The organism is Streptomyces sp. SID14478 (assembly GCF_010548525.1).
Classification (GTDB): domain Bacteria; phylum Actinomycetota; class Actinomycetes; order Streptomycetales; family Streptomycetaceae; genus Streptomyces.
In genome coordinates, this window is the sequence record NZ_JAAGMG010001151.1 from 1 (window position 1) to 2,872 (window position 2,872).

Genomic DNA, 2,872 nt, shown 5'->3' on the forward strand with positions numbered 1-2,872 from the left:
CCGCGTCGTGCAGGGCGGGGCGGCCGCCGTGCTGATGCCCGCCTCCCTCGCGCTGATCCGGCAGGCGTACGACGACGCGCGGCGCCGGGCGCGGGCGATCGCGCTGTGGACGGTGGGCGGCTCGGTGTCGATGGCCGCGGGTCCCGTCCTCGGCGGCGTCCTGACCGAACACGTCGGCTGGCGGGCCGTGTTCTTCCTCAACCTGCCCGTCGGCGCGCTGATCCTGGCCCTGCTCGCGAAGGTCGCCGTCTCCCCCCGCCGTCCCGCGCCGCTCGACGTCCCCGGCCAGATCACGGCCGTCCTCGCCCTCGCGGGCCTCACCTTCGCCGTCATCGAGGGCGGGCACACGGGCTGGACGTCCGTTCCGGTCCTCGGCGCGCTCGCGGTGGCCGTCGTCGCGGCCGTGGCCTTCTACGTCACCGAGAAGCACCACCGCGCCCCCACGGTCCCGCTGAGCATGCTGCGGCAGCGCACGGTGTCGGTGTCGCTGGCGGTCGGCTTCGCCACCAACGTCGGCTTCTACGGGGTCGTGTTCCTGCTCGGCCTGTACCTGCAGCAGCTGCGCGGGATGTCGGCGACGGCGGCGGGCCTGATGTTCGCGCCGCTCGCGGTGCTCATCACGGCCATGAACCTGATCTCGCCGCGGGCCGCCGAGCGCTTCGGCCGCCGTCCGGTCATCGTGATCGGCCAACTCGTCCTGGCGCTGGCCATGTTCGCCCTGCTGCCGCTCGCCGGGAACACCCCGCTGTGGCTGGTCCTCGTGCTCCTCGTGCCGACCGGGCTCGGCGGCGCGTTCGCCATCCCCGCGGTGACCGCGATGCTGATGGACGCGGTCCCCGGCCCCCGCGTCGGCACCGCTTCCGGCCTGCTGAACGCCCTGCGCCAGACCGGTGGCGCCCTCGCCGTCGCCCTCTTCGGCGCGCTGGTCGCGGGCTCCGGCGAGACCGGGTTCTCGCTGGGCGGCATGCGGACGAGCCTGGTGGTGGCGGGCGTGCTGCTGTGCGCCACCGCGGCCCTGTCCGCGGCGCTGCTGCCGCGCAAGGCCGCCGAAGCCGCCGCGGCCGGGTGACCTCGGGGCGAGCTTCCCGCGACAGGCGGCGCTCAACTCCTGGGAGGCGACGCCCTCGTCAAGGACCTCACCCGCTCCACGCCCCCCGCACACTCTTCCGTCCGCACCATGCGCCGCCAGGTCCGTCCGGGCCTGGCGGTTCGTCGTGCTGCGGAACTTCCGGTGGAGCGGGGCGAGTTCGAGGACCCGGCCGCGCTCCTTCGGCTAGCCGCCGCGCGCGTACCGGCCCGGCGGCACCCCGACCACCCGTTTGAAGTGCCGGGTCAGATGCGACTGGTCGTAGAAGCCGCAGGACGTGGCCACCTCGCCGGGCGCCCGGCCCGCGAGCAGCAGGCGGCGGGCGCGGTCCACGCGGCGCGACATCAGGTACTGGTGCGGCGCGATGCCGAAGGCCGCGCCGAAGGAGCGGACCAGGTGCGCCGGGTGCGCGTGCACCAGGGACGCGGCCTCCGCCAGGTCGATGCCCGTGACGACCCTGGCGTCGAGGAGGTCGCGCAGCGCGCCGGCCACCCGCCGGTCGGGTTCCGGCCGGGACTCCTCGGCCAGGCGCGGGCGCAGCCGCTCCCGCAGCCGTTCCCCGACGAACGCGAGACGGGCCTCGGCCTCCAGTTCGTCGCCGGGCCGGGCCAGGGCCGTGTGCAGCTGCCCGATGCGGCGCCGCAGCAGCGGGTCCACCAGGTCGGGGCTGTCCACGGCGGGCCCGATGAACGACGCGTCCAGTGGCCCGGTGCCCGCCTCCAGGTACAGGACCCGCTTGCGGAAGCCGGTCGGGGTCGCGGCCGAGCCGTTGTGCGGGACCTGGGGCGGCAGCAGCGAGACGGTGCCCAGCGGGGTGCCGTGGGCGTGGCGCTCCAGGTCGTAGCGGATCGCGCCCTCGTCCACGATCAGCAGGGTCCACGTGTCGTGCACGTGCATCGGGTACGCGTGCTGCGTGAAGTGGGCGTGGAAGACCTCCGTGACGCCCTGTACGCGAGGACGCCACGCGGTGATCTCCTCGCTCCGGGAGCCGCGGGCCGCCATGCAAAAAACGTACAAGACGCGGCCGGGGAACGGGCGGCAGTCTCAAGGCATGAGCACCGACACCGCCTCCGACCAGCCTCCCGTCCGTTTCGACACCAAGATCGCCGTGCTGCTCCGGGAGGACCTGGAGACCTGGCAGCGGCTCAACGTGACGGCGTTCCTCGTCAGTGGTCTCGGCACCCAGGTCCCCGAGGTGATCGGGGAGCCGTACGCCGACGCCGACGACACCGCGTACCTACCGATGTTCCGGCAGCCGGTGCTCGTCTTCGAGGGCGGGAAGGAGGTCCTGAAGAAGGCGCACGAGCGCGCGCTCGGGCGGGCCCTGCCGCGTTCCGTGTTCACCTCCGACCTGTTCGCGACCGGCAACGACACCGACAACCGGGCGGCCGTCCGCGCCGTCTCCACGAGCGAGCTGGACCTGGTCGGCATCGCCGTGTACGGGCCGCGCAACGCGGTGGACAAGGTGCTGAAGGGCGCGCGGATGCACTCCTGAACCTCCGCCCGGCGCCTGCGTATTGGCCCAGCGGAAGACGGGAGAAGTTGCCTACTTCCGCTGGGCCAGTCGTCTCTACGGTGAACGCATGCCGAAGCCCTCGCGCGTCCGAGCCCTCTTCGCGGCCCAGCTCGCCAACTCCGTCGGAGACGGCGCCTACTACGTGACCTCCGCGCTCTACTTCACCCGCGTCGTCGGCCTCTCGGCCACCCAGATCGGCCTCGCCCTCACCCTGGCCTGGGCGATCGGCGCCGTCGCCGGGGTGCCGCTGGGCGCGCTCGCCGACCGGC

The 2,872-nt window shown here is 73.9% G+C and carries 3 protein-coding genes and 1 pseudogene; 3 read left to right on the forward strand and 1 reads right to left on the reverse strand.

Translation table 11 applies throughout. The annotated features are described in order from the left end of the window. A partial coding sequence (locus G3I40_RS36950) for an MFS transporter (RefSeq protein ID WP_164559201.1) occupies positions 1-1,069 on the forward strand: 1,069 nt, incomplete at its 5' end. 204 nt (positions 1,070-1,273) lie between these two features. Here G3I40_RS36950 and G3I40_RS36955 read toward each other — a convergent pair. Further along, positions 1,274-2,089: an AraC family transcriptional regulator gene (locus G3I40_RS36955; RefSeq protein ID WP_164559202.1), complete on the reverse strand. Its 816-nt coding sequence runs from the start codon at positions 2,087-2,089 to the stop codon at positions 1,274-1,276. Here G3I40_RS36955 and G3I40_RS36960 point away from each other — a divergent pair. Continuing rightward, on the forward strand, positions 2,088-2,582 hold the full coding sequence (locus G3I40_RS36960) for a DUF2000 domain-containing protein (RefSeq protein WP_164559203.1): 495 nt from the start codon (positions 2,088-2,090) through the stop codon (positions 2,580-2,582). The genes G3I40_RS36955 and G3I40_RS36960 overlap by 2 nt on opposite strands. Before the next feature lie 88 nt (positions 2,583-2,670). Continuing rightward, positions 2,671-2,872, forward strand: a pseudogene (locus tag G3I40_RS36965) (MFS transporter); the annotation flags it as partial.

Bases quoted from the DNA above. Each gene is read 5' to 3' on its own strand.
- G3I40_RS36955 (WP_164559202.1), bottom strand. From the start codon at position 2,089: ATGGCGGCCCGCGGCTCCCGGAGCGAGGAGATCACCGCGTGGCGTCCT.
- G3I40_RS36960 (WP_164559203.1), top strand. From the start codon at position 2,088: ATGCAAAAAACGTACAAGACGCGGCCGGGGAACGGGCGGCAGTCTCAA.